19 protein-coding genes are annotated in these 21,009 nt (G+C 55.8%); 12 read left to right on the top strand and 7 right to left on the bottom strand.

The window, feature by feature from the left end:
- Window positions 1-154 precede the first annotated feature (154 nt).
- The gene (locus LZU96_RS18605) at window positions 155-550 is read right to left on the bottom strand and encodes a transposase (protein ID WP_233985563.1); all 396 of its coding nucleotides are present in this window, start codon (window positions 548-550) and stop codon (window positions 155-157) included.
- 525 nt (window positions 551-1,075) lie between these two features.
- On the opposite strand from LZU96_RS18605, the gene LZU96_RS18600 reads away from it, so the two are divergent.
- Window positions 1,076-2,332 (top strand): oligosaccharide flippase family protein, encoded by a 1,257-nt coding sequence (locus LZU96_RS18600; RefSeq protein ID WP_233985562.1) that lies wholly within the window; start codon window positions 1,076-1,078, stop codon window positions 2,330-2,332.
- 8 nt (window positions 2,333-2,340) lie between these two features.
- Window positions 2,341-3,291: an ATP-grasp fold amidoligase family protein gene (locus LZU96_RS18595; protein WP_031375505.1), complete on the top strand. Its 951-nt coding sequence runs from the start codon at window positions 2,341-2,343 to the stop codon at window positions 3,289-3,291.
- A 92-nt stretch (window positions 3,292-3,383) separates the two neighbouring features.
- On the opposite strand, the gene LZU96_RS18590 is transcribed toward LZU96_RS18595, so the two are convergent.
- Together LZU96_RS18590 and soxS are read right to left on the bottom strand one after the other, a co-directional pair.
- Window positions 3,384-3,665, bottom strand: a complete 282-nt coding sequence (locus LZU96_RS18590; RefSeq protein WP_046288557.1) for a YjcB family protein — start codon at window positions 3,663-3,665, stop codon at window positions 3,384-3,386.
- Between the two features lie 246 nt (window positions 3,666-3,911).
- Complete coding sequence (gene soxS / locus LZU96_RS18585; protein ID WP_094122160.1) at window positions 3,912-4,337, bottom strand: superoxide response transcriptional regulator SoxS; 426 nt, start codon at window positions 4,335-4,337, stop codon at window positions 3,912-3,914.
- 100 nt (window positions 4,338-4,437) lie between these two features.
- Between soxS and soxR the strand changes: the two genes are divergently transcribed.
- From soxR to LZU96_RS18565, 4 genes are all read left to right on the top strand, one after another.
- The gene (gene soxR / locus LZU96_RS18580; RefSeq protein WP_233985561.1) at window positions 4,438-4,923 is read left to right on the top strand and encodes a redox-sensitive transcriptional activator SoxR; all 486 of its coding nucleotides are present in this window, start codon (window positions 4,438-4,440) and stop codon (window positions 4,921-4,923) included.
- 39 nt (window positions 4,924-4,962) lie between these two features.
- On the top strand, window positions 4,963-5,628 hold the full coding sequence (locus tag LZU96_RS18575) for a glutathione S-transferase family protein (protein ID WP_233988232.1): 666 nt from the start codon (window positions 4,963-4,965) through the stop codon (window positions 5,626-5,628).
- 357 nt (window positions 5,629-5,985) lie between these two features.
- Window positions 5,986-7,335 (top strand): NCS2 family permease, encoded by a 1,350-nt coding sequence (locus LZU96_RS18570; protein WP_233985560.1) that lies wholly within the window; start codon window positions 5,986-5,988, stop codon window positions 7,333-7,335.
- A 146-nt stretch (window positions 7,336-7,481) separates the two neighbouring features.
- Window positions 7,482-9,131: a Na+/H+ antiporter gene (locus LZU96_RS18565; protein WP_233985559.1), complete on the top strand. Its 1,650-nt coding sequence runs from the start codon at window positions 7,482-7,484 to the stop codon at window positions 9,129-9,131.
- Window positions 9,132-9,175: 44 nt separating this feature from the next.
- Here LZU96_RS18565 and LZU96_RS18560 read toward each other — a convergent pair whose 3' ends face one another.
- Complete coding sequence (locus LZU96_RS18560; RefSeq protein ID WP_233985558.1) at window positions 9,176-10,078, bottom strand: LysR family transcriptional regulator; 903 nt, start codon at window positions 10,076-10,078, stop codon at window positions 9,176-9,178.
- A gap of 103 nt (window positions 10,079-10,181) precedes the next feature.
- On the opposite strand from LZU96_RS18560, the gene LZU96_RS18555 reads away from it, so the two are divergent.
- From LZU96_RS18555 to LZU96_RS18545, 3 genes are all read left to right on the top strand, one after another.
- A complete protein-coding gene (locus LZU96_RS18555) occupies window positions 10,182-10,607 on the top strand; it encodes a CidA/LrgA family protein (RefSeq protein WP_233985557.1) in 426 nt (141 codons plus the stop codon).
- The gene (locus tag LZU96_RS18550; protein WP_233985556.1) at window positions 10,600-11,295 is read left to right on the top strand and encodes an LrgB family protein; all 696 of its coding nucleotides are present in this window, start codon (window positions 10,600-10,602) and stop codon (window positions 11,293-11,295) included. Before LZU96_RS18555 ends, LZU96_RS18550 begins: the two co-directional genes overlap by 8 nt.
- Before the next feature lie 141 nt (window positions 11,296-11,436).
- Entirely contained in the window at window positions 11,437-11,982 is a 546-nt protein-coding gene (locus LZU96_RS18545) for a YfaZ family outer membrane protein (protein WP_031375496.1), read from the top strand.
- Between the two features lie 73 nt (window positions 11,983-12,055).
- Here the strand turns inward: LZU96_RS18545 and actP are convergent, their stop codons facing one another.
- The 3 genes from actP to acs all read right to left on the bottom strand — a co-directional run bounded on the left by actP (window position 12,056) and on the right by acs (window position 16,133).
- Window positions 12,056-13,711 (bottom strand): cation/acetate symporter ActP, encoded by a 1,656-nt coding sequence (actP, locus tag LZU96_RS18540; protein ID WP_233985555.1) that lies wholly within the window; start codon window positions 13,709-13,711, stop codon window positions 12,056-12,058.
- Window positions 13,708-14,037 (bottom strand): DUF485 domain-containing protein, encoded by a 330-nt coding sequence (locus LZU96_RS18535; protein WP_069729448.1) that lies wholly within the window; start codon window positions 14,035-14,037, stop codon window positions 13,708-13,710. The genes actP and LZU96_RS18535 overlap by 4 nt, the downstream gene beginning before the upstream one ends.
- 140 nt (window positions 14,038-14,177) lie before the next feature.
- Window positions 14,178-16,133, bottom strand: coding sequence for an acetate--CoA ligase (gene acs / locus LZU96_RS18530; RefSeq protein ID WP_233985554.1), 1,956 nt, complete (start codon window positions 16,131-16,133; stop codon window positions 14,178-14,180).
- A gap of 585 nt (window positions 16,134-16,718) precedes the next feature.
- Here acs and gltP point away from each other — a divergent pair.
- From gltP to murP, 3 genes are all read left to right on the top strand, one after another.
- Window positions 16,719-18,020, top strand: a complete 1,302-nt coding sequence (gene gltP, locus LZU96_RS18525; protein WP_233985553.1) for a glutamate/aspartate:proton symporter GltP — start codon at window positions 16,719-16,721, stop codon at window positions 18,018-18,020.
- Window positions 18,021-18,512: 492 nt separating this feature from the next.
- A complete protein-coding gene (gene murQ, locus LZU96_RS18520; RefSeq protein ID WP_233985552.1) occupies window positions 18,513-19,424 on the top strand; it encodes an N-acetylmuramic acid 6-phosphate etherase in 912 nt (303 codons plus the stop codon).
- The gene (murP, locus tag LZU96_RS18515; protein WP_233985551.1) at window positions 19,424-20,854 is read left to right on the top strand and encodes a PTS N-acetylmuramic acid transporter subunit IIBC; all 1,431 of its coding nucleotides are present in this window, start codon (window positions 19,424-19,426) and stop codon (window positions 20,852-20,854) included. The genes murQ and murP overlap by 1 nt, the downstream gene beginning before the upstream one ends.
- Window positions 20,855-21,009 lie beyond the last annotated feature (155 nt).

Below are 21,009 nucleotides of genomic sequence, written 5' to 3'. Positions count from 1 at the left end.
TTTTACCGCAAAAAAAGAAGCTTAGCCGTGAAGCCATTCATTAGTTATAAATGGAGCGGAAAAGGGTGCCGCAATTGTCCTGTTAAATGATCTTCATCTCTTCTGGTAAGAACAAATCTCAGCGTTAAGTCTAAAAAGCGCGGTAGCATTGGGTTTAGCGATTCTCGGTGCCTGACGGATAATGATAGACACTGCGACTGATATCTAATAAACGGCAGCTGCGACGGGTGCCAATGTCGAAAGTACTCTGCAGGAAGTTGACTGCCTGACGCTTTTCATTGGTGGTAAAGAAGTTCTTCAGTACGCTTTGCAGCATCTCCTTGTCGGAGTTCAGGGTCTGCAGCTCACGGGTAAGATTCTGCAGTTTTTCCTCCAGCTCTTTGATTTTTCTGCCTTCTTCTGAAGACAGCCCAGAAAACTTCTTCTTCCAGCTGTAGAACGTAGCTTCAGAGATGCCAAGCTCTTCACAAATCTCTCTGACTTTAACGCCCGATTCAGAAGCTTTAATGGCATTTGTGATTTGATCTTCGCTGTATCGTGACTTTCTCATAAATGCTCTTACCTTTCTTATCGATTAATGGATGAGAATGACTTTAATAATTCCTGGCACTGTAAGTTTCTATTAATGCAGTATTAAAGTGCGCGTATTCAATTGCGAAGGTTAAATTAAGATATTTAGAATAAATATCATCATGGGATAAATCTTATTTTATTCCGATCAGGGGGGCGCGCCTTCCTGGAGGCGGTTTTTTGTTATAAATTCATCGCATCCCAAATACGAAAAAATTCTACGTACATTGGATATTTAGCATAACCGACTTGATTAATTCAGCGGTTATGTCTCTTGAAGATTGCACTATTTTCAGCCTGAAATCGTTTCCAGAAGAAGTGATTCGCGCCAGATATAATAAGAATTATCCTGAATTCATTCTCCGGATCATGATTTGATTCTCAATTTTCGGACCAGCTTGGTTTGAAGTCTTACATTTTCGCCAGGCCCACTGAGCGCTTATTAATTCGTTACAGGGATGTTGTACCGAAGCGGTTGTAGTTGAGTAATACTAAGGAAGAGTCGATGAAATTGAGCGTAATGTCGAATGCCGCCTGGATGATGTCTGAGAAGATCATCTCCGTGTTTGGCGTCATATTTGTGACTTCTTACGTGGCGAAATCCTTTGGCCCAACGGTGTTTGGCCAGATGGCGTTTTCAACCTCACTATTTGCGATGGTGCAAACCGTGGCAATCTTTGGCACCGAAACCATTCTGTTTAAGCGCGTCAGTAAAAATGCGTCGAAAGGCTTACGCCTGATGACCATCGCGCGCACCCTGCGGATGGTGTTATTGCTGCTCACCTCGGTGCCAGTCTTAATCTGGGTCTGGTACAACATGCAGGAAAATTTCCTGGCATTTGCACTGGCCTCATTTGTTGCCTCGGTTTTTGTCACCCAGGATACGTTCAGCGTTTATAACAATGCGCGTCTCGCTTCTCGGCTGAACACCATCGCCAACGCGGTCGGTATGCTGCTGAGTTTCGCGATTAGCTTCACCATCGCCTGGCTGCGCCTCAATCCGCTGTGGCTGACGCTGTCGATTGTGGCGGTGACGCTGGTGCCTTACCTGATCAAACGTCACAACTTTTATCAGGAACATCAGGATCAGATGCCGCCGCGTGAAAAGCGCACGGCTTATCTGCGTTACCTGATGTATGCCGGTCTGCCGCTGGCGATCTCCAGCATCTTTATTTCTGTGCAGGTCAAAGCGGCGCAGATGTTTCTGGCGGGCACCGCGCCGGCGCGGGATCTCGGGCTGTTTGCCGCCGCCAATACCATTTCTGCCTCCTGGATTTTTATCCCGGTGGCGCTGATCACCTCCTGCTTCACTGAAATCTTCAGAGAGCGTGGCGAGGTCGCCATCCGGCTGGCTGCCCGGCTCAATGGTTATGTGATGGGTGTTTCATTGCTGATGCTGCTGGTCATCTCGATGTATGGCGAGCAGATCATTATCGCGTTGTACGGTCCGGAATACACACAGTCAGGAAGTCTCATTACGTTGCTGTCGATAGCGACCAGCTTTTCGGCAATGGGGACAGTAGCTTATCGCTACATGGTCAAGGAAGGAGGGTTTAACTACCTGCTGAAGAAAATCATTTGTCTGATGGTCATCAGTTTGCCGCTCTCATGGTGGTTGATCCAGGGCCACGGCATCATGGGAGCCGCATGGAGCGTGTTCCTTTCCGAGCTTTTGTCCCTGACCGTAATGAATTACTTCTTTAAAAACGGCGTCATTCAAAAGATTCAGGTTTCCTCACTCAACTACAAAACCTACAAATGAGGTCAGATATGCTCAAGTTGAAAGAAGAACTCAGAAGAAGTGTGCAGTACTTTATTAAGAAGATGCCCTGGGCGTACCAGGACCGCATCTACTACTTCCACAAGTTCAGAAAGCTGCCCAATCTGCGTCAGCCAAAAGTGTTCAACGAAAAGGTGCTGTACCGTAAATTTGTCTATGGCGATTACCAGAACTACGGTCGTCTGTCGGACAAATATTCGGTACGCGAATTCATTGCTGAAAAAATCGGTAATGAGTACCTGATTCCGCTGGTACACGAAACCACTGACCCGACCACGCTGAACAGCTTACCGTGCTGGAAAGGGACGGTGATCAAGCCGAACCACGCCTCCAACATGGTGGAGATTCTGCTGGAAGAGCCAGACGCGCTGCGCAAACAGCAGATTATTCATGACTGCTATCGCTGGCTGAAAACCGATTTCGCTAACGAAGCGCGTGAGATCCACTATCGCTACATCAAGCCGCGCATTCTGGTTGAGAAGTACATTGGTGATGGCAAAAGCGCGCCGATTGATTACAAGTTTCATATGTTCAACAAGCGTGATGGCAAGTTCGAATATGTGTTGCAGGTGATCTACAACCGCTGCCAGCCGCTGCTGTCGATGAATTTCTATGTGAATAACCTCAACGAGGCGTTTCATAAGATTCGCGATACCGGTCTGGATGTCTCACCGATTCTGCCGTCACTGCAACATGCGCTCGATCTGAGCAAAAAGCTGGCCAGTGACTTCGACTACGTGCGGGTCGATTGGTATATCCATGAAGAACAGATCTATTTCGGTGAACTCACTTTCACGCCGGGTGCAGGCCTGGTGACCGGATTGGATCGGGGTTTAAACCAGATGATGGGAGATATGTGGATTCAGGACCGCCGCGGAACGCAGAGACCGGGCGTCACAGTGCAGGATGTTAATATCCCTGCCATGTTGAAGAAAGTTTAAGCACACACAGCAATGTAAAAAACCCCGCTTAGCGGGGTTTTTTATTGGGAAAAATCAGCACATTAAACGCGCATCATGACGCGCGCCCTCCATCAGGGCATCGGCCACTCAGCGGGCGCCTGACTCATTACGTCGATAAAGGCGTGCTTAGAGATTTCCATAAAGTTGTGCACGTTTTCCATGCTCAGGGTAATTCCCATCAGACCGGTAACAAACCAGCAGGTCATGCCCAAACCAATGCCGCCACACATGAATGCCATCACATGATGACTATCCTGACGCAGTTTGGTTTTCAGGGTGCTGGCGAAAAACATCATTACGGCGCTCAACAATTCCCAACGCATAACAAGAAGACTGGTGGTTAACGTAGCCATCGGCCGGACCTCAATATCAGTAAGTATTCCTGACAATCTGCGGACATCACCGGCGGCGGAAAAGCGTGTCAGGAAGTGCTTTAGCGCCGTCAACCCAGGTTCATAGTGTGACTTGGGTCACATTATATCACCCGATTTGAAATTTTGAACAAAATTTGACACTGGTATGGCAGGAAAGTGTTGCAGATTTGAACAGCAGGGGAAGCAGAGGCGATCAGGCGCGCCCGATGACGGGCGGCCTGGGCATTAGCGGACCGGGCAGCACTCGCCGGTGGTACGTTGGGTAAAGCTGGCCATGCTCTCTTTGCAGTCAAAGCTCAGCAGACGAGGGCGCTGAATCGCCTGACGACGCATGGTATGGCGATAGGCGGTAGGGGTTTGCGAAAACTGGCGGCGAAATACCCGCGAAAAGGTCTGCTGCGAGTCATAACCATACTGCATGGCAATATCAAAGACCGGACGCTGAGTCTGAGAGAGCGCCTCGGCAGCCAGCGTCAGGCGGCGTTCACGAATATAGCCACCCAGCGTCTGTTTCGTCACGGTACGGAACATACGCTGCAGGTGCCATTTCGAATAGCCCGATTTTGCAGCCACTTCATCAATGGACAGACTTTTGTCCAGATTCTGGTCAATCCAGTGCGTCAGGGAATGAATGATCTCTTCTTGCATCATGGCCTCATCCTTCTGGTGCTTAATTAGCGATAATGGGAGTTTAGTCGTTTTGATGGGATGCGAGTATAATTCCTCAAGTTAACTTGAGGTAAAGAGCCAGATGAAAAAAGATCGCAACTACCCCAAACCGGTATTAACGCCGGGCGAAGTGGCGCGCCGCAGCGGTGTCGCGGTGTCTGCGCTGCATTTTTATGAAACCAAAGGGCTGATTTTCAGCACCCGCAACGGCGGTAATCAGCGACGCTACAGCCGTGACGTGCTGCGCCGCGTCGCCATCATCAAGATTGCACAACGCATTGGCATTCCTCTGGCGACGGTCAGCGACAGCCTGGAGCATATTCCGGCCAATAAGCGGATGTCGGCCCCGGAGTGGGATGCATTGACCCAGCACTGGCGTGAGGAGCTGGACAAGCGCATCGAAACCCTGACCCGACTGCGTAACGATCTGGATGGCTGCATCGGCTGTGGCTGTCTGTCGATGCGTGATTGTCCGCTGCGCAATCCCGGCGACCGGCTCGGCCAGCAAGGATCGGGTGCGGTGCTGCTCGACCCGGAACAGGACGATAAACATCCGGACGCTGGGTGAGGTCTATACTGGTGGAAGGTCAACACACAGGGAATCATGATGATCACCGTTCACCATCTTGAGCAATCGCGCTCGCATCGGGTGCTGTGGCTGCTGGAAGAGCTGGAAGTGCCGTACCAGATCAAACGTTATCAACGCGAGCCCACCATGCTGGCGCCCGAGGCGCTGAAAAAAGTGCATCCGCTGGGTAAATCACCGGTGATTACCGATGAAAACCGGGTGGTGGCCGAATCGGGCGCCATCCTGGAGTACCTGGAGGAGAAATACGATCACGAATTTCGGCTGAAGCTCAGTGATGAAGAGGCGCGGCTGCAGTCGCGTTACTGGCTGCACTATGCCGAGGGATCGCTGATGCCGCTGCTGGTGATGAAGCTGATCTTCGGACAGATGGGGAAAGCGCCGGTGCCGTGGCTGCTGCGTCCGGTGGGCGCCGCGTTTGGCAAAGGGGTACAGAAAGCCTGGCTGGACAAGCAGCTGCAACCGCATAAGAAGATGATTGAACAGCATCTGGCGGCCAATCCTTGGTTTGCCGGGCAGCGTTTCAGCATTGCCGATATACAGATGAGCTTCCCGCTGCTGGCGCTGGCGCAACGCGCCGGGCTGGAGCAGATGCCCGCCAGTGAGAAATGGCTGCAAACCGTCCAGCAGCGCGCCGCCTGGCAGCGGGCTATCGATCAGGGCGGTGAGCTTTCCCTGCCAGGTTAATCCTCTTTGCTGGCGCACCGTTTTTTCGCCCGGTGACGCCAGCCTCTCCGCAGTAAAAAAGGCCTGTAACTTCAAGGTGTCAGCCGCGCGCGATAGCCTTTGTCCTGCCAGGCTGTAGGGCTGTTACCTGATCTTTGTGCTGAATAATGTCTTCCAGCCAGTTGAAAATGTGCCGCTAAACGCCGGATAATCGTTTGCCTTTTTATCTGGCGGTCCTTTGACTGCCAACTATCTGCGGCAAGGTAAACGTTTGCCTGACGGGCTTATTCCGTCAGCGCGCCCGGATTACCCGCTTATTTCAGGGACAGCGACGGTCGCAGAGCGATCCACACAACAAAAAATCTTTGAGGCTCAACTATGTCAATTGAATCACGCCCGGCCAGTGGAAAACTGGACGCCTGGTTCGCGATCTCGGCGCGCGGCAGCAGCGTGCGCCAGGAAATTCTGGCCGGACTGACCACCTTTCTGGCGATGGTCTATTCGGTGATTGTGGTGCCGGGGATGCTCGGTAAAGCCGGTTTCCCCCCAACGGCGGTCTTTGTCGCGACCTGTCTGGTCGCCAGCTTCGGCTCAATCCTGATGGGGCTGTGGGCCAATCTGCCGATGGCGATTGGCTGTGCCATCTCGCTGACTGCCTTTACCGCTTTCAGCCTGGTGCTGGGCCAGCACATCAGCGTACCGGTCGCGCTTGGCGCGGTATTCCTGATGGGGCTGCTGTTTACCCTGATTTCGGTCACCGGCATCCGTGCGTGGATCCTGCGTAACCTGCCGATGGGCGTGGCGCACGGTACCGGCGTCGGGATTGGCCTGTTTCTGCTGCTGATTGCGGCGGATGGCGTCGGGCTGGTGATAAAAAATCCGGCACCTGGCTTGCCGGTGGCGCTGGGCCAGTTCGCCACGTTTCCGGTGATCATGTCACTGCTTGGGCTGGCGGCGATTTTTGGCCTGGAAAAACGGCGGGTGCCGGGCGGCATTCTGATGACCATTATCGCCATTTCGCTGCTCGGACTGATCTTTGACCCGACGGTGAGCTACAAAGGGTTATTTGCGCTGCCCAGCCTGCGTGACGCCAGCGGTCAGTCGCTGGTGTTCAGTCTGGACATCATGGGGGCGTTGCAGCCGGTGGTGCTGCCAAGCGTACTGGCGCTGGTGATGACCGCCGTGTTTGACGCCACCGGCACCATTCGCGCGGTCGCGGGCCAGGCTAACCTGCTGGATAAGCAGGGACAGATAATCAATGGCGGCCGCGCATTGACGACCGATTCGGTCAGCAGCCTGTTTGCCGGCCTGGTCGGTGCCTCACCTGCGGCGGTCTATATCGAATCGGCAGCCGGAACAGCGGCGGGCGGCAAAACCGGCCTGACCGCTATCGTGGTCGGCCTGCTGTTCCTGGTGATTCTGTTTATGTCGCCGCTGGCCTGGCTGGTTCCGGCCTACGCTACCGCGCCGGCGCTGATGTATGTCGGCCTGCTGATGCTGAGTAACGTGGCGAAAATCGACTTCAATGATTTTGTCGATGCGATGTCTGGCCTGTTAACCGCGGTGATTATCGTGCTGACCTGCAACATCGTTACCGGCATTATGATCGGTTTTGCCTCGCTGGTGGTGGGCCGTATTTTTGCCGGCGAGTGGCGCAAGCTGAATGTCGGCACGGTGGTGATTGCCGTCGCGTTAGTGGCATTTTACGCCGGAGGCTGGGCGATCTGACTGTTCAACCGGACGTGCAGGCGTGCGTCCGGTATTTTTCACTTTTTTCCCGCCCGCCGCACGCGTAGCTGACCCTTCAGAGTTCGGTTTGTTTTACACTTTAGCGCTCAAACAATGATTGAAAGATAACGACGCCTAAGGAAAGCATGGAAATCTTTTTTACTATTCTCATCATGACGCTGGTCGTGTCGCTCTCTGGCGTCGCGGCTCGCATTCTGCCTTTTCAGATCCCGTTGCCGCTGGTACAGATCGCCGCTGGCGCGCTGATGGCCTGGCCCAACTTTGGTCTGCATGTTGATTTTGACCCGGAACTGTTTCTGGTGCTGTTTATCCCGCCGCTGCTGTTTGCCGACGGCTGGAAAACGCCCATCAGCGAGTTCCTGCATCATGGCCGGGAGATTATTGGCTTAGCGCTGGTGCTGGTATTGATCACCGTGGTCGGGATTGGCTATCTGATCTACTGGATGGTGCCGGGCATTCCGCTGATTCCGGCCTTTGCGCTGGCGGCGGTGCTGTCACCGACCGATGCCGTGGCGCTCTCCGGGATTGTCGGCGAAGGCCGCATTCCGAAAAAAATCATGTCGATCGTGCAGGGCGAAGCCCTGATGAACGACGCATCTGGCCTGGTGTCGCTGAAGTTTGCCGTCGCGGTCGCGATGGGCACCATGGTGTTCACCTGGGGCGGAGCCAGCGTCGAATTTCTGAAAGTCGCGATTGGCGGTCTGATCGCCGGTGTGGCGGTCTGCTGGCTCTACGGCAAATCACTGCGCATCCTCAGCCGCTGGAGCGGTGACGATCCGGCCACCCAGACCGTGCTGCTGCTGTTACTGCCGTTCGCCTCTTATCTGATTGCTGAACACCTCGGCGTGTCGGGTATCCTGGCTGCGGTCGCAGCGGGCATGACCATCACCCGTTCCGGCATTATTCGTCAGGCACCGCTGGCGATGCGTCTGCGCGCCAACAGCGTCTGGCAGATGCTGGAATTCGTGTTCAACGGCATGGTGTTCCTGATGCTGGGCCTGCAGCTGCCAGATATCCTGCAAACCTCGGTGGACCAGGCGAATGCCGATCCTAACGTCGAGCTGTGGATGCTGTTCGCCGACATCGGTCTGGTCTATCTGGCGCTGATGCTGGTGCGTTTTGGCTGGCTGTATATCATGCAGCGCTTCAGCAAACGTCTGCTGAAGAAAAAGCCACTGGAGTTCTCCAACTACTCGCTGCGTGAACTGCTGATCGCCTCGTTTGCCGGGGTCCGCGGGGCAATTACGCTTGCTGGTGTGTTATCGATTCCGCTGTTCCTCAGCAATGGCGACCCTTTCCCGGCACGCTATGAGCTGGTCTTTATCGCCACCGGGGTGATTCTGTTCTCGCTGCTGGTCGGCGTGGTGATCCTGCCGATTCTGCTGCGCGGCATCGATACCATCGATAAAGGCGCACAGCGCCGCGAGCTGCAAAATGCCCGTGCGGTGATGGCCAGCGTGGCGATTGAGAGCCTGCATAAGATGGAAGCGCGACTGGAGAATGAGTCGGATCAGAATATCGACCCGGAACTGCTGAAAGAGGTGAGCCTGCGGGTGATTGGCAACTTACGTCGCCGCGCCGAAGGCAAGAACGACCTTGAACATGCGCTGTTCGCGGAAAACCTGGAGCGCCGCTTCCGCCTGACCGGCCTGCGTGCCGAACGGGCCGAGGTCTATCACCTGCGCGCCACTCAGCAGATCTCCAACGAGACGATGCAGAAGTTACTGCACGATCTCGACCTGCTTGAAGCGTTACTGATCGAAAAAGAAGAGTAATACCCGGCCGGCACGCTGCGCAGCCGTTGCAGCGTGCCGCTGGCTCACACCGACAGGCGCGGTACCCGATCGGGCCAGTGTTCGCGGCAGCAGTCAATCCACGCCTGAGCACTACGCGACAGATAATTCCCTTCTCGCCAGATCAATCCCAGGCTCCACTTCAGCTCCGACTCCAGCGGCAGCCACAGCAGCGACTGCTTATCGAGACGCTGACAGATCGGCTCCGGCAGAATCGCCAGCCCCATTTCCGCCTGTACCATCGCCGCCAGAAAATCCCACTGACCGCTGCGCACCGCCACCGTTGGCGTCAGGTTCTGTCGCTGGAACGCCTGCATCAGCTGACGATTGAGCGAAAACTCCTCATTGAATATCAGCAACGGATGCTGCGCCAGTTCGGCCAGCCCTATCTGGCTGCGGCTCAGCCATTCCGGCCGACGCGGCAGCAGCACGCAGAGCGGATGATGCATCAGTGGCAGAGTGTTGAGCGGCAGGTCGGCATCGACCGGCAGCGCCGTCAGGGCGATATCGAGGCTGCCAGCCAGCACCGCCTGTTGTACCGTCAGACCGCCAAACTCAGAGATTTTCAGCTTCACGCCGGGATAGCGACGACGAAAGGCGGAGATCGATCCGGCAATCTGCATCCCGACCATCGGCGGAATACCGAGCCGCAGTTCACCGGTTTTCAGCTGGTTAATGTCGCCAATCTCCGCTTCCAGTTGATGAAACTCCTGCAGAATCGCCACGCCACGCTGATAGACCGCCTGACCACTGTCGGTCAGGTGCAGGCGACGACCATCACGTAGAATCAGGGTACAGCCCAGCTCCTCCTCCAGCTGTCGCAGCATTTTGCTAATGGTCGGCTGGGTGACGAACAGTTTTTGCGCGGCGCGGGTGAAACTCTGCTGGCGGACCACCTCGGTAAAGTAACGCAGGGCACGAACGTCCATAACTATTCCTTTCAGGCATGATTTCAATAATATTAATTCATTTTTTTCACTCTCTGTCGGCGATTTATACTGTTCCCCTGAATTTAATCGGGGAGAAAAGGTGATGGCACTCGCGCTCAGTTCACACAGGCCCGGCCGGTTGCAGTGGCTCAGCCTGCCGTTACAGCTGGGGTTGTATATCGGTGTGTTTGTTGCCTGTCAGCAACTGGTCAACTGGCTGCATCTGCCGTTGCCCGCCAATATTGTCGGTATGCTGCTGATGCTGGCGTTAATCGTCACGCGGGTGCTGCCACTGAGCTGGGTTAAAGCGGGCTCCCGCTGGCTGCTGGCGGAGATGCTGCTGTTCTTTATTCCGGCGGTGGTGGCGGTGGTGAACTACGGTGATCTGCTGCGGGTTGATGGCTGGCGCATCTGCGTGGTAATTGGCGTCAGTACGCTGCTGGTGCTGGCCTCGACCGCGCTGGTGGTCGATCGGCTTTACCGTTACGAAGTCGCGCGTGCCGCGCGTAAGCAGGGCAACGATGCGTGATCTGATGGTCAGCCTGCTGTGCGTGGCGGTCACACTGCTGGTTTATGCGCTGAATAAACGGCTTTATCGCCGCTGGCGCACGCTGCTGTTGATGCCGCTGGTGATGACGCCCGTGGTGCTGGTGGCGCTGCTGCTGCTGACCCACATCAGCTGGCAGGATTATATTGCCGAAAACCACTGGCTGCTGTGGCTGCTGGGACCGGCAACGCTGGCGTTTGCGGTACCGGTGTATGAGAACGTGGCCATCATCAAACGCCACTGGCTATCGCTCAGCGCGGGCGTGTTAACCGCTACTCTGGTCGCCGTCTGCAGTTCCGTCTGGCTGGCGCGTCTGTTAACGCTGCCGGAGTCGATTCAGCGCAGCCTGGCGGTGCGCTCCATCACCACGCCGTTTGCGCTGGCGGCGGCGGGGCCGATTGGCGGTCAGCCGGATCTGGTGGCGCTGTTTGTGGTCATCACCGGGGTGTTTGGCATGGCGGTAGGTGATGTGCTGTTTCTGCGGATTGCGATTAAGCAGGGCGTGGCAAAAGGCGCGGGATTCGGCGCAGCCTCGCACGGTGCCGGTACGGCTCGCGCCTATCAGCTCGGTCAGCAGGAGGGCGTGGTCGCCAGTCTGGTGATGATGCTGTCCGGCGTGGTTACCGTGGTGCTGGCGCCGCTGATCGGCCACCTGATGTGGGCGATATAGTCCCGACTGCGTTACGCAGGCGACGGCGGGCGGCCTGAATGAGACACGTATTTTTACGTAAAGTTTTCCAGATTTTGTTGTTTCCCCATTTCAGGCTGTTAACCTTGCCGCCGAATTAATTGTCCTTCATGGAGTGGAATCATGTTTAAGCAACTTGTTACCGGGAGCGCGCTTGGCCTCGTTTTACTGAGCGGTGCAGCACAGGCTATCGAAGGCAGTGTTGACGTCAGCGAGCACAACACCAACCTGAATGTAGGTCTTGGCACCACCACACCCGGCCTGTTTCTGAAAGGCAACTGGCTGCGCAGCGACCATGACGGCAGCACCTACGGTGCCGGTCTGGGTTACAACGTTGATTTCGGACCTCTGCGTCTGGCGCCGACCGCAAAAGCGATCTTCACCCATCCTGAAGATGGAAAAGATGGATTTGCGGTGGCGCTGGGTGGCGCAGCGCAATACAACTTCAACAGCATGTGGGGTCTGTATGGCGAATATTACTATGCGCCAGAATCGTTTACCGATCAGCTCGACAGCTACCAGGAAGCGGGCGGTGGCCTGAGCTTCACCCCGATTTCACTGCTTAACCTGCGCGTCGGTTATCAGTACATCGAACTGAACAACAAAGATGGCCGTAAAGATAACGTACTGGTCGACGGTCCGTACGTCGGCGCTTCGCTGCGTTTCTGATTCTGCCGATCAAGAGAAAAGGGCGGCACCCTGAGGGGTGCCGCCCTTTTTTTATCTCTCGCTTAACCGGAAACTAGTGCGCTCTGCCCTGATCGATACCGGAGCCGGTCTGCGAACGGATAAACTGCATCCGGAAGCGTGAACGCTCCTCGGCTCCCTGCTGCGAGTGATCGGTGACCGAGAACAGCCAGGTGCCGATAAAAGCAATCGCCATCGAGAACAGCGCCGGATACTCATACGGATAGATCGGCTTAGCATGACCCAGCACCTGCACCCAGACGGTCGGGCCGAGGATCATCAGCACCACGGCGGTAATCAGCCCCAGCCAGCCACCGACCATCGCGCCGCGCGTGGTCAGTTTTGACCAGTACATCGACAGCAGAATAATCGGGAAGTTACAGCTGGCGGCAATTGAGAAGGCCAGGCCCACCATGAACGCGATGTTCTGCTTCTCAAACAGGATACCCAGCGCAATCGCCACAATCCCCAATACCAGCACGGTGATCTTAGAGACCCGCAGCTCATCACGTTCGCTCGCCTGGCCTTTACGGTAGACGCTGGCGTAGAGGTCGTGCGAAACCGCCGAGGCACCGGCCAGGGTTAAGCCCGCGACCACCGCCAGAATGGTGGCGAAAGCTACTGCCGAGATAAAGCCGAGGAAGGTACTGCCGCCCACCGCGTTGGCCAGATGCACCGCCGCCATATTGGTGCCGCCAATCAGCGCGCCGCTGGCATCTTTAAACGCCGGATTGGCACCGACCAGCAGGATCGCGCCAAAGCCGATAATAAAGGTCAGGAAGTAGAAATAGCCCATAAAGCCGGTGGCCCAGAAAACGCTTTTACGTGCCTCTTTGGCATCGGCGACGGTAAAGAAGCGCATCAGGATATGCGGCAGGCCGGCGGTACCAAACATCAATCCCAGCCCCAGCGACAGCGCCGAGATCGGATCTTTCACCAGCCCGCCCGGCTGCATAATCGCGATGCCTTTCGGGTGGACCGCCATCGCTTCGGTAAACAGCGTATTGAAGCTGAAGCCGGTGGTTTTCATCACCATCACCGCCATAAAGGTGGCACCAAACAGCAGCAGCACCGCCTTGATAATCTGCACCCAGGTGGTCGCCAGCATGCCGCCAAACAGCACATACATCACCATCAGAATGCCGACCAGCACCACCGCCACATGGTAATTGAGGCCAAACAGCAGTTGAATCAGTTTACCGGCTCCGACCATCTGGGCGATCAGATAGAGCGCCACCACCACCAGCGAACCACAGGCGGACAGGGTACGGATCGGTTTCTGCTTCAGGCGATATGAGGCCACGTCGGCGAAGGTGTAGCGCCCAAGGTTACGCAGCCGTTCGGCGATCAGGAACAGAATCATCGGCCAGCCGACTAAAAAGCCGAGCGAGTAGATCAGGCCGTCATAACCGGAGGTATAGACCAGCGCCGAAATACCGAGAAACGAGGCGGCAGACATAAAGTCGCCTGCCATCGCCAGGCCATTCTGAAAGCCGGTAATGTTGCCGCCAGCGGTGTAATAGTCGCTACGCGAACGGGTGCGCTTTGACGCCCAGTAAGTAATGCCCAGCGTGGCACCCACGAAAATCACAAACATGATGATCGCCTGGTAGTTGACCGCCTGACGCTGCACCGCGCCGGTAATCGCATCGGCGGCCAGCGCCGAAAACGGCAGCAGCGCCGCCAGCATCCATAAGCAGAGACGTATCATGATTTCACCTCGCTCAGGATCGCTTTGGTCAGGCGATCAAACTCGCCGTTGGCGCGCCAGACGTAAATGCCGGTCAGCACAAATGACATCACAATCAGTCCGACGCCAATAGGAATACCGCGGGTAACGTTGGTGCCGGGATGGAGCGGCGTGCCGAGCCAGCCCGGCGCGAAGGCGATCAGCAGGATAAATCCGACATAGAGCACCAGCATGATCAGCGACAGCAGCGTGGCAAACGCCTGACGCTTACGAACTAACTCATGAAAGCGGGGATTACGTTCAATCTGTTGGTAGATTGCATCCTGTTTCGAAAGGGCGTCATTCATCACATTTTCTCCAGAGGTCTTGCAGGCGTAAACCTCACGCCTGGGCGCGGGTTCGGCTGGTAATTTTATTTGTGACTACAGAAACACACTGCGTAGGGCGGGCATGGCGGGAAATGATCTTCCCGCCGGATAAGGTGCGCTTACGGCATTTTGATCGACTGTTTCTCCTCAAGCAGTTTTTCCACTACGCCAGGATCGGCGAGGGTCGAGGTATCGCCAAGATTGGTGGTATCACCGGTGGCGATTTTGCGCAGAATACGGCGCATGATCTTGCCGGAGCGGGTTTTCGGCAGCGAGTCGGTCCAGTGCAGCACATCCGGGGTGGCAATCGGGCCGATCTCTTTACGTACCCAGTTACGCACTTCGGTGTACAACTCCGGCGACGGCTCTTCGCCATGATTCAGAGTGATGTAAGCGTAAATCGCCTGGCCCTTGATGCTGTGCGGAATGCCCACCACCGCGGCTTCGGCAATTTTCGGGTGCGACACCAGCGCTGACTCAATCTCAGCGGTGCCCAGACGGTGGCCGGAGACGTTGAGGACGTCATCTACCCGTCCGGTGATCCAGTAATAACCATCCTCGTCACGACGCGCGCCGTCGCCGCTGAAGTAGACATTCTTAAAGGTAGAGAAGTAGGTCTGTTCAAAGCGCTCATGGTCGCCATACAGCGTACGCGCCTGACCCGGCCAGGATTCAGTGATTACCAGATTGCCTTCACAGGCCCCTTGCTGCGGCTGGCCTTCATTATCGACCAGCGCTGGCTGCACGCCGAAGAAAGGTTTGGTGGCCGATCCCGCCTTGAGTTCGGTCGCACCCGGCAGTGGCGTGATCATGAAGCCACCGGTTTCAGTTTGCCACCAGGTATCGACGATCGGGCAGCGGCTGTTACCGATTTTCTTGTAGTACCACTCCCAGGCTTCCGGGTTAATCGGTTCACCGACCGAACCCATGATGCGCAGCGTGCTGCGGTCGGTGCCCTGAATCGCTTTATCGCCTTCGGCCATCAGGGCGCGGATAGCGGTCGGAGCGGTGTAGAGCAGCGTCACCTTGTGCTTATCCACCACTTCCGCCATGCGGCTCGGGGTCGGCCAGTTCGGCACGCCTTCAAACATCAGCGTGGTCGCGCCACAGGCCAGCGGGCCGTAAATCAGGTAGCTGTGACCGGTGATCCAGCCGACGTCAGCGGTACACCAGTAGACGTCGTCCAGATGGTAATCGAAGACAAATTTAAAGGTAGTGGCAGCGTAAACCAGATAACCGCCGGTAGTGTGCAGCACCCCTTTCGGCTTGCCGGTCGAGCCTGAGGTATAAAGGATAAACAGCGGATCTTCCGCCCCGACTTCAGCAGGAGAGTGATTGGTACTGGCATTCAGCATCAGCTCATGCCACCAGCTGTCGCGGCCTTCTACCCAGCCGATATCACTGCCGGTGCGCTGAAACACCACCACGTTCTTCACGCTGGTAACGTTAGGATTTTTTAACGCATCATCGACGTTCTTCTTCAGCGGGATGCTGCGTCCGGCACGAATCCCTTCATCGGCAGTAATCACCAGCGAGGCGCTGGAATCGACGATCCGGCCCGCCACCGCTTCCGGTGAGAAGCCACCAAAAATCACCGAATGGACGGCACCGATGCGCGCACAGGCCAGCATCGCTACCGCGGCTTCCGGTACCATCGGCATGTAGATCGCTACCACATCGCCTTTCTTCACCTTGAGTAATTCCAGCACGTTGGCGAAGCGACAGACTTCAGCATGCAACTGGCGGAAGGTCAGGGTCTTACTCTCGCTGGCGTCGTCGCCTTCCCAGATAATTGCCGGGTGGTCGCCGCGGGTCTGCAAATGCCGGTCAAGGCAGTTTGCCGCCAGGTTGAGCGTGCCATCTTCGTACCAGCGAATGTCAATATTTCCCGGCGCAAACGAGCAGTTTTTCACTTTGCTGTAGGGCTTGATCCAGTCGAGGATTTTGCCCTGTTCGCCCCAGAACGCATCCGGATCAGTGACAGATTGCTGATACATCGTCTGATACTGTTCAGCGGTAATCAGGGTGTTTGCTGCAATATTCTCTGGAACGGGATGTTTATGTATTTGGCTCATGGCGGATCTCCTTGAAGATGTTAATGATATGTCAATCAATGGTTAATTGAAGCCCGCCCTGAGGCTTTGTTTCTTTTTTGCGCCGTAGATCACGCGATAAACCCTGCGCGCGCCCGCGCGTCGATAACGGCCGAATTGCGCTTAACTCCCTGCCGGTAATAGGGAATTAAGGTGTAACCTTTTGTGTTTTCCCGTGTTCAAAAAGCGAGCAAACGCGCCGGGTGAGTTTTTGCGCAATTCTGCATAGCTATGCGTTAATTCATCGAACTAATACTTTTCATAACAGCAGGTTAGGGATTTACGGCTGGCGCAGCATTTTATGCTACTCAGGTGGTGAACTTTTAAACGAAGACGCCAAGGGTTGCATTTACCACAGTGAAAATGGTACTTATCTCGCCCCTGTTCTGCAGGTATCAACTCAGACCGCGTCTGAAAATGGGTATGGGAATCATCAGATTTTCGTGCGAGGCGCTGTCTCCAAACACCCTCTAATTTACCGGGCTTTTTGCTCACTTCCCTGTGTGTATTGTCTTCTGCACCTTCGCAGTAGAGAGAAACGGGTTTTGACTGAGGAAATTACGCGTTATGAAAGGTTTTAAAATCAGCCTGGCCTGGCAGATTCTGATAGCCCTGGTGCTTGGCATCGTTGTGGGTGCCGTGCTGCATAATCAGCCAGACAATCGTGAATGGTTAGTCACCAATATTCTCAGCCCGGCGGGCGACATCTTTATCCATCTGATTAAGATGATTGTGGTACCGATTGTGATCTCATCACTGATCGTCGGCATTGCCGGCGTCGGCGATGCCAAAAAGTTGGGGCGCATCGGCGTCAAAACGATTCTCTACTTTGAAGTGATCACCACCCTTGCCATTGTGGTCGGGATTACCCTGGCTAACGTATTTCAACCTGGCACCGGCATCGATATGTCAACGCTGGCAACGGTGGACATCTCTAAATATGAAGCCACCACGGCAGAAGTGCAGGGCGGGCCGCATAGCCTGGTCGCCACTATCCTGTCGCTGATCCCGCAGAACATTTTCGCCTCGATGGCGAAGGGTGACATGCTGCCGATTATTTTCTTCTCGGTGCTGTTTGGCTTAGGCCTCTCATCGCTGCCGTCAGAGCAGCGCGATCCGCTGGTGAACCTGTTCCGTGGCATCTCAGAAGCGATGTTTAAAGTGACGCACATGATCATGCGCTATGCGCCGATCGGTGTGTTTGCGCTGATTGCCGTCACCATCGCGAACTTCGGCTTCGCCTCGCTGTGGCCGCTGGCGAAGCTGGTGCTGCTGGTCTACGCGGCGATTCTGTTCTTCGCCTTTGTGGTGCTGGGCGGCGTGGCGCGTTTCTGTAAGCTGCGTATCACCACGCTGATGCGCATCCTTAAAGATGAGCTGATTCTCTCTTACTCCACCTCCAGCTCGGAGACGGTACTGCCGCGCATCATGCAGAAGATGGAAGCCTACGGCGCGCCGAAAGCGATCACCAGCTTCGTGGTGCCGACCGGGTATTCGTTTAACCTGGATGGCTCAACCCTCTACCAGAGTATCGCTGCCATCTTTATCGCGCAGCTGTATGGCATCGACCTGTCACTGGGCGACGAGATTATCCTGGTGCTGACGCTGATGGTGACCTCGAAAGGCATCGCTGGCGTGCCGGGCGTTTCGTTTGTGGTCCTGCTGGCAACGCTGGGCAGCGTCGGTATTCCGCTGGAAGGGCTGGCGTTTATCGCCGGTGTCGACCGTATTATGGATATGGCGCGTACCGCGCTGAACGTCATTGGTAACGCCCTGGCGGTGCTGGTGATTGCCCGCTGGGAAAACCAGTTCGACGCTGAGCAGGCGAAAGAATACGAACTGCAACTGCGGACTCAGACCGCCAGTTAATCACGCGGTTTAATAAAAAGGCTCAACGAAGGTTGGGCCTTTTTTGTTTCCGGCAAATGACTGTGACCGGTTCAACCGCACACCTTACCTGACACCTGACACCTGACACCTGACACCTGACCTTGTCTCTTCTCTTTTCAAAAGCGATCCAAAAGTCCGCGGGAAGAAAAGGTTCACCCGAAGAGTAAAGCGTCCCGCGCCAGGGAAGGCGCGGGCCGAGCGTCATGGATGACGAATGCATCTTTACGATCGGGTGAATCTTTTCTGACCCGGCACCCGACCTGAAGCACGCTTCCGGCAGACGATTTTAAAAGCGGATGAATTATCTCTGAACCCTGTCCCACGGAAGTGAAGCAAAAAACCTGCCCACCAGGATTCCCGTTTTATTTGATCCCCACCTCGCAGCAATAAAAAAAAGATCTCACCCCATGAATTAATCATTCGTTATGATATTTCATATATTGAATAATTTATTCCTATGCGGAGCCTGCTATGAAAATTGACCTCAGCCAGATGATCACCGAAGGCCGTAATCCTGCCAGTCAGAACATTGACGAACTGTCGACCGAAGCGATGCTGCGCGTCATTAATGATGAAGATAAAAAAGTGGCGCTGGCGGTGGAAGCGATTGTGCCGCAGATCGCCACGGCGGTTGACGCTATCTGCGCGGCGTTCCAGGCCGGTGGCCGGCTGATCTATTGCGGTGCCGGCACCTCGGGCCGGCTGGGTATTCTGGATGCCAGCGAGTGCCCGCCAACCTTTGGTACACCGCGCGAACAGGTGATAGGGCTGATCGCCGGTGGTCATAAAGCCATTCTGCAGGCGGTAGAAAATGCCGAAGATAACCGGGAGCAGGGCGCGCAGGATCTGCGCGACATCCACTTCAGCCGCCAGGATGTGCTGGTGGGCATCGCTGCCAGCGGCCGCACCCCTTACGTGCTGGGTGCGCTGGCCTATGCTGATGAGATTGGTGCCACCACCGTCGCGCTAACCTGTAATCCCGACAGTCCGATGTCGCAGACCGCTGCAATCGCCCTGACGCCCGTGGTGGGGCCGGAAGTGGTCACCGGCTCGTCGCGCATGAAAGCGGGAACCGCGCAGAAACTGGTGCTGAACATGCTGACCACCGGTGCGATGATCCGCAGCGGGAAAGTCTACGGCAACCTGATGGTGGATGTGGAAGCGACCAATCAGAAACTGGTGCAGCGCCAGGTCAACATCGTCAAACAGGCAACCGACTGCGATGACGCCACTGCCAGCACCGCGCTGAACGCCTGTGGCGGCCACTGCAAAACGGCGATCCTGATGGTACTGGCCGGACTCACGGCGGAGGAAGCGAAAACGCTGCTGGGGCAACATCAGGGCTTTATCCGCCAGGCGCTGCAGGCGGCGGGAGCACGCTGATGGCGAAAATCACTGACGCGCTATTACGCGACATTCTGCAGGCGGTCGGCGGCGCGCAGAATATCGCGGCCTGCGGCAACTGCATGACACGGCTGCGGCTGACGCTCAGCCAGCCCGAACGGGTCGACCTCACCCGGCTGAAAAGCCTGCCGGGCGTGCTGGGGGTGATCGACAGTGATGCCCAGCTACAGATTGTACTGGGTCCTGGCAAAGCGCAGACCGCCGCCGAAAGGATGCAGACCTTACTGGCACAGAGCGAAGCGCCTGCGCTCGGCGAACTGGCCGCACAGCATAAGCAACAATTAAAGGCGAAACAGACCAGCGGCCTGCATCAGTTTCTGTCGCGCTTCGCCACTATCTTTACTCCGCTTATTCCGGGCTTTATCGGCGCGGGCTTACTGCTGGGTTTCGCCACCCTGATAGAACAGAGCCTGCACCTCAATACGCCAGGCGACCATGCGCCGTGGCTGCTGCACAGCGTGGCTTACATGAAGGTATTCGGCAAAGGGCTGTTCACCTTTCTCAGCATCCTGATTGGCTATAACGCGCAGAAGGCGTTTGGCGGCAGCGGAGTGAATGGCGCGATCATCGCCTCACTGTTTGTGCTCGGCTATGTCCCGACCGCCACCGTCGGCTACTACAGCGGTATGGAGAGCTTTTTTGGCCTGACCATCGACCCGCGCGGCAATATCATCGGCGTACTGCTGGCGGCGATCATCGGGGCGGGCATTGAAAAGCAGATCCGCAAAATCATTCCGGATAATCTGGATATGATCCTCACCTCACTGTTTACGCTGCTGATCACCGGTGCAATCACCTACCTGCTGATTATGCCGCTGGGTGGCGAGCTGTTTAAAGGGATGTCCTGGCTGTTTATCCACCTGAATAACAACCCTTTTGGCTGCGCACTGCTGGCCGGACTGTTTCTGATCGCCGTGATGTTTGGCATTCATCAGGGGTTTATTCCGGTCTACTTTGCGCTGATGGAAACCCAGGGGTTCAATTCGCTGTTCCCGATCCTGGCGATGGCCGGTGCAGGCCAGGTCGGGGCCTCGCTGGCGTTATGGTGTAAGGCGGAAAAAGGAGCGCTGCTGCGGGCGCAAATCAAAGGGGCGATTGTTCCGGGGCTGCTTGGCGTCGGCGAACCGCTGATTTATGGCGTCACGCTGCCGCGCCTCAAGCCGTTTATCACCGCCTGTGGCGGCGGCGCGCTGGGCGGTTTCTTCATTGGCCTGGTGGCGTGGCTGGGCTTACCGGTCGGCATGAACACCGTGTTTGGCCCGTCCGGACTGGTGACGCTGCCGCTGATGACCTCCAGCCAGGGCATTTTTGCCGGCATGGCGGTTTATCTGGCGGGACTGGTGGTCGCGTGGACGGGCGGATTTTTTCTGACCTGGTGGTTTGGTACCCGCAACGTGGACCTCAGCTGACTCTGCGGCCCGCCGCGGCATTATTCTCCAGTCGTGCTAACGAATGAATAAAGGAAAAATTGTGAAAGCCGCTGCAAAGCGGCTTTTTTATTGCGGTTAATTAAGTCAAAACGCTAAAGAGAGTGATGGGCAATGCCGAAAACATAAAAAAAGAT

The organism is Pantoea agglomerans (genome assembly GCF_021397715.1).
GTDB classification, from domain to species: domain Bacteria; phylum Pseudomonadota; class Gammaproteobacteria; order Enterobacterales; family Enterobacteriaceae; genus Pantoea; species Pantoea astica.
This window is presented reverse-complemented; position numbering and strand designations above follow the sequence as displayed.

Bases quoted from the DNA above. Each gene is read 5' to 3' on its own strand.
- LZU96_RS18535 (WP_069729448.1), bottom strand. From the start codon at position 14,037: ATGAATGACGCCCTTTCGAAACAGGATGCAATCTACCAACAGATTGAA.
- LZU96_RS18545 (WP_031375496.1), top strand. From the start codon at position 11,437: ATGTTTAAGCAACTTGTTACCGGGAGCGCGCTTGGCCTCGTTTTACTG.
- soxS (WP_094122160.1), bottom strand. From the start codon at position 4,337: ATGATGCAAGAAGAGATCATTCATTCCCTGACGCACTGGATTGACCAG.
- LZU96_RS18590 (WP_046288557.1), bottom strand. From the start codon at position 3,665: ATGGCTACGTTAACCACCAGTCTTCTTGTTATGCGTTGGGAATTGTTG.
- LZU96_RS18565 (WP_233985559.1), top strand. From the start codon at position 7,482: ATGGAAATCTTTTTTACTATTCTCATCATGACGCTGGTCGTGTCGCTC.
- LZU96_RS18560 (WP_233985558.1), bottom strand. From the start codon at position 10,078: ATGGACGTTCGTGCCCTGCGTTACTTTACCGAGGTGGTCCGCCAGCAG.
- LZU96_RS18595 (WP_031375505.1), top strand. From the start codon at position 2,341: ATGCTCAAGTTGAAAGAAGAACTCAGAAGAAGTGTGCAGTACTTTATT.
- LZU96_RS18600 (WP_233985562.1), top strand. From the start codon at position 1,076: ATGAAATTGAGCGTAATGTCGAATGCCGCCTGGATGATGTCTGAGAAG.
- LZU96_RS18575 (WP_233988232.1), top strand. From the start codon at position 4,963: ATGATCACCGTTCACCATCTTGAGCAATCGCGCTCGCATCGGGTGCTG.
- actP (WP_233985555.1), bottom strand. From the start codon at position 13,711: ATGATACGTCTCTGCTTATGGATGCTGGCGGCGCTGCTGCCGTTTTCG.
- LZU96_RS18555 (WP_233985557.1), top strand. From the start codon at position 10,182: ATGGCACTCGCGCTCAGTTCACACAGGCCCGGCCGGTTGCAGTGGCTC.
- acs (WP_233985554.1), bottom strand. From the start codon at position 16,133: ATGAGCCAAATACATAAACATCCCGTTCCAGAGAATATTGCAGCAAAC.
- soxR (WP_233985561.1), top strand. From the start codon at position 4,438: ATGAAAAAAGATCGCAACTACCCCAAACCGGTATTAACGCCGGGCGAA.
- LZU96_RS18605 (WP_233985563.1), bottom strand. From the start codon at position 550: ATGAGAAAGTCACGATACAGCGAAGATCAAATCACAAATGCCATTAAA.
- murP (WP_233985551.1), top strand. From the start codon at position 19,424: ATGGCGAAAATCACTGACGCGCTATTACGCGACATTCTGCAGGCGGTC.
- LZU96_RS18570 (WP_233985560.1), top strand. From the start codon at position 5,986: ATGTCAATTGAATCACGCCCGGCCAGTGGAAAACTGGACGCCTGGTTC.
- gltP (WP_233985553.1), top strand. From the start codon at position 16,719: ATGAAAGGTTTTAAAATCAGCCTGGCCTGGCAGATTCTGATAGCCCTG.
- LZU96_RS18550 (WP_233985556.1), top strand. From the start codon at position 10,600: ATGCGTGATCTGATGGTCAGCCTGCTGTGCGTGGCGGTCACACTGCTG.
- murQ (WP_233985552.1), top strand. From the start codon at position 18,513: ATGAAAATTGACCTCAGCCAGATGATCACCGAAGGCCGTAATCCTGCC.